The sequence below is a fragment of the Microcystis sp. M53603_WE2 genome, assembly GCF_030065435.1.
The window spans coordinates 1-3458 of sequence record NZ_JASJFF010001370.1; the positions used below are offsets into that span (position 1 = coordinate 1).

Here is a 3458-nt window from a genome sequence, read left to right on the forward strand (position 1 = left end):
CGGCTGCCAATAATCTCCATTCTCCGATTATTTACCCGATAGCTGTCATCAAAGCCAGTAAAAACCCGCAAGCTGCCAAGACTTTCGCCCAATATCTCACCAGCACAGCCGCTAAAAACATTTTTGAAAAATTCGGCTTCGGAATAGCCAGATAATTTAGGGGAAGTGGAGAAGTGGGGAAGTGGAGAAGTGGAGAAGTGGGGAAGTGGAGAAGTGGAGAAGTGGGGAAGTGGGGTAGTGGGGAATTTCAACTAAAACCCCAACACCCCAACACTCCAACACTCCAAGACCCCAAAACCCCAAAACCCCAAAACCCCAAAACCCAACCCCTGACCCCTGAAAAATGCCAGACTTTTCCCCCCTATGGATATCCCTAAAAACCGCCACCATTGCCCTGATAATCATCTTTTTTCTCGGTATTGCCGCCGCTTATTGGATGTTAGGCTATCGCGGACGGTGGAAATCCCTAATCGAGGGAGTTTTCGTCGCGCCCTTAATCTTGCCCCCGACGGTGGTAGGCTTCATTTTACTGCTCCTATTCGGCAAAAACGGACTATTAGGACAGTTATTAGACTTATTTAACTTTCGCGTCGTTTTTACTTGGTATGCCGCCATTATCACCGCGACGGTGGTGGCTTTTCCCCTGATGTACAAAACCACCCTAGGGGCTTTTGAACAGGTGGATGCCAACATCCTACAGGTTGCCCGCACTCTGGGCGCGACGGAGAGAAAAATATTCTGGCGCGTACTTTTGCCCCTCTCCTTCCCCGGAGTATTAGCGGGATTAACCCTAGCTTTTGCCCGCGCTTTGGGGGAATTTGGGGCGACTTTGATGTTAGCGGGTAATATTCCGGGGCAAACTCAAACTATCCCGATGGCGATTTTCTTCGCTGTGGAAGCAGGAGCGATGACCGAGGCTTGGATATGGGTGTTTATTATCATATTAATCTCCCTATCGGGAATTATCGCCGTTAATCTCTGGCAAAGTCAACGCAAACAGCAATTAGGACGACTGGGAGAAAGCAAACCTAACGAGATGGAGGACTGGCTGCCACCCTGGCAGGGTCGCGATTTTGCCCTTTTAGCAGCTGAAAATCACCATTATAGGGATAAAATAGGCTTATTTGTCGATATAGAGAAATATTTACCCGGTTTTAACCTCTCGGTCACTTTTAACTGCCAAAATCAGCCATTAGGACTATTAGGGGCTTCGGGGTCGGGAAAAAGCCTGATTTTGCGATCGCTGGCTGGTGTGGAAACGCCCTCAAGGGGTCGTATTGTCTTAAATGGGCGCATTCTCTTCGACTCCGAAAAGGGAATTAATCTCCCCAGTCGTCAGCGTCGTATCGGTTTTGTGGTGCAGAATTATGCCCTTTTTCCCCATCTCACCGTGGCAGAAAATATCGCTTTTAGTCTCCCCAAAAACTTATCTAAAAAAGTTATTAAACAGCAGATTGCCAACCAATTGGAATTAGTGCAGTTACCCGGCATGGAAAACCGTTATCCCCATCAATTATCGGGGGGACAACAACAACGGGTCGCCATCGCTCGCGCTTTAGCTAGTCGTCCGGAAGCTTTATTATTAGATGAGCCTTTTTCTGCCCTTGATACCCATCTACGCGCTCAATTAGAACGTCAGATGATCAAAACTTTAAGTAATTACGATGGCGTGACAATTTTTGTTACCCACAATATGGATGAAGCCTATCGAATATGTGAGAATTTATTAGTTATGGAAAAAGGGCGGGCAATTGCTAATAATTCTAAGCAGAAAATTTTTGAGCGACCAGATAGCGTTAGTTTGGCAAAAATTACGGGCTGTAAGAATTTTTCCCGTGCTATAATCATTAATAATCAACAATTGGAAGCCATTGATTGGGATGTTAAATTACACACCGTCCCCGGGATTCCCGACTATTTAGCCTATACGGGAATTCGCGCCCATCAAATTATTTTTGGTCGAGATTTAGGCGATATTAATACTTTTACCTGTTGGTTAGCTAATGCCATTGAAGGACCCCATCGGGTGACTCTCTATCTAAAACTTAATCAACCCTCCAACCACGACCGCGATTTTCATATCCAAGCAGAGTTATATAAGGATAAATGGTTAGAAATTAAGGAGCAAGCTTTGCCTTGGACTGTTACTTTATCTCCCCAGCGTTTATTATTATTAAAGTAATGGGTTAATTTTTATCAAGTGCTGACAGATATAGAGCTTCTAAAATCCCAGACCATCCCGTTAAATACCCGCTCGTGTCATTAGTTAGTAAAAATGTTATATATGGAGTTATAAAATCATGGCTAAAAAGGAATCTTGTGATTGGATAATGCGAGTGGATTTACACTTACCCACTCCTGATGAAATGCCAGATGAAATGTTATAAATAGCATCATCAATCGCGTGGGTTAATTACCGAGTGGAGGGGCCAGGTTGTCTGTGGCTGATGGTTAATTCCTGCTGTGAACCTAAATTTATGTATCTGCCAGATATCAAGTTAAAACGAATTGCCGAAAGAGCGCATCCAGAGGTAGATATTTACGATCCAATTAACGAACTCCTGCTGTTAGTCAGTCCCAATTGGGAAATATTTTCAGGGGAATTAGTGGGAGATAATGAAACACATTTTTATTACCGAATTAACGTCAAAAAACGAGTAGGAAAATCCTGTGAAGATTGCTGGGAGGTTTGGGGAGAAAAGTTAGGAGAAGTTGGTCGAGAAGGAATGGTAAAAGTAGTGGAAGATGTCTAAAGTGTCGATTGAGTAATTGATTGCTCACCACAGAGACCCAGAGGACACAGAGTTTTTTAAGTAATTTTTCTGATTAATGAAATAGTGTTATATTGGTAGTTAGGATATGGGAAAAAGGCAAGGAAGCGGTTCGGATTTTGTGCTGTCCTTTGGGTGCGGGGTAAAAAATTAGAAGAAAAAGCCCGCAACCCCCTCAGAGGTATTTTAGAGGGCTACATTCCGCACTTCAGAAGGAGGTTCAAGTTATTGAAATAGTTTCAAAAGCCAACAAAAAAAATCAGTTGTATGGTGCGGAGTTAATCGTAGCTGATAGATGGTTCCCCAGTAGCAAAATCTGTTCCAATTGTGGATACAAAAAAGAGTCTCTATCTTTATCCGAAAGAGTTTTTGATTGTGAACAATGCTCTTTTGTTTGTGATAGAGACTTGAACGCTAGTCTCAATCTAGCTTCTTTGGCGGTGAGTTCCACCGTGTCAGCCTGGGGAGTAGATAGTGCCGACACTGCTACCTTGAAGCAGGAAATTAGCTTCAAATTTGCTCATGAGTAGATTTGAGTAAGTTTAATAGAGTTCTTGCATAATTAATTTTTGAGAGGGCAAAAATGAGAAAAATAAGCATAAAATTGCATAAAATAACCAAATAGAGCATTTAATTGATTAATGCTCATTCTTAATTCTCCTGACTACTGACTACTGGCTCGGAGAC

General features: G+C 43.0%; 4 protein-coding genes and 1 pseudogene. 4 read left to right on the forward strand and 1 reads right to left on the reverse strand.

The features are described 5' to 3' along the window. Positions 1-155, forward strand: a 155-nt coding sequence (locus PX481_RS28735; RefSeq protein WP_288097359.1) for an extracellular solute-binding protein, incomplete at its 5' end; no start/stop codon positions are given. Between the two features lies 1 nt (position 156). Here PX481_RS28735 and PX481_RS28740 read toward each other — a convergent pair. Next, positions 157-282, reverse strand: a complete 126-nt coding sequence (locus tag PX481_RS28740; protein ID WP_288097353.1) for a hypothetical protein — start codon at positions 280-282, stop codon at positions 157-159. A 61-nt stretch (positions 283-343) separates the two neighbouring features. On the opposite strand from PX481_RS28740, the gene modB reads away from it, so the two are divergent. The 3 genes and pseudogenes from modB to PX481_RS28755 form a co-directional block, all read left to right on the forward strand. Further along, complete coding sequence (gene modB, locus PX481_RS28745) at positions 344-2182, forward strand: molybdate ABC transporter permease subunit (protein WP_288097355.1); 1839 nt, start codon at positions 344-346, stop codon at positions 2180-2182. Positions 2183-2447: 265 nt separating this feature from the next. Next, complete coding sequence (locus PX481_RS28750) at positions 2448-2753, forward strand: hypothetical protein (protein WP_288097357.1); 306 nt, start codon at positions 2448-2450, stop codon at positions 2751-2753. A 272-nt stretch (positions 2754-3025) separates the two neighbouring features. Then, positions 3026-3301 (forward strand): annotated as a pseudogene (locus PX481_RS28755) (zinc ribbon domain-containing protein); the annotation flags it as partial. Between the last annotated feature and the right edge of the window lie 157 nt (positions 3302-3458).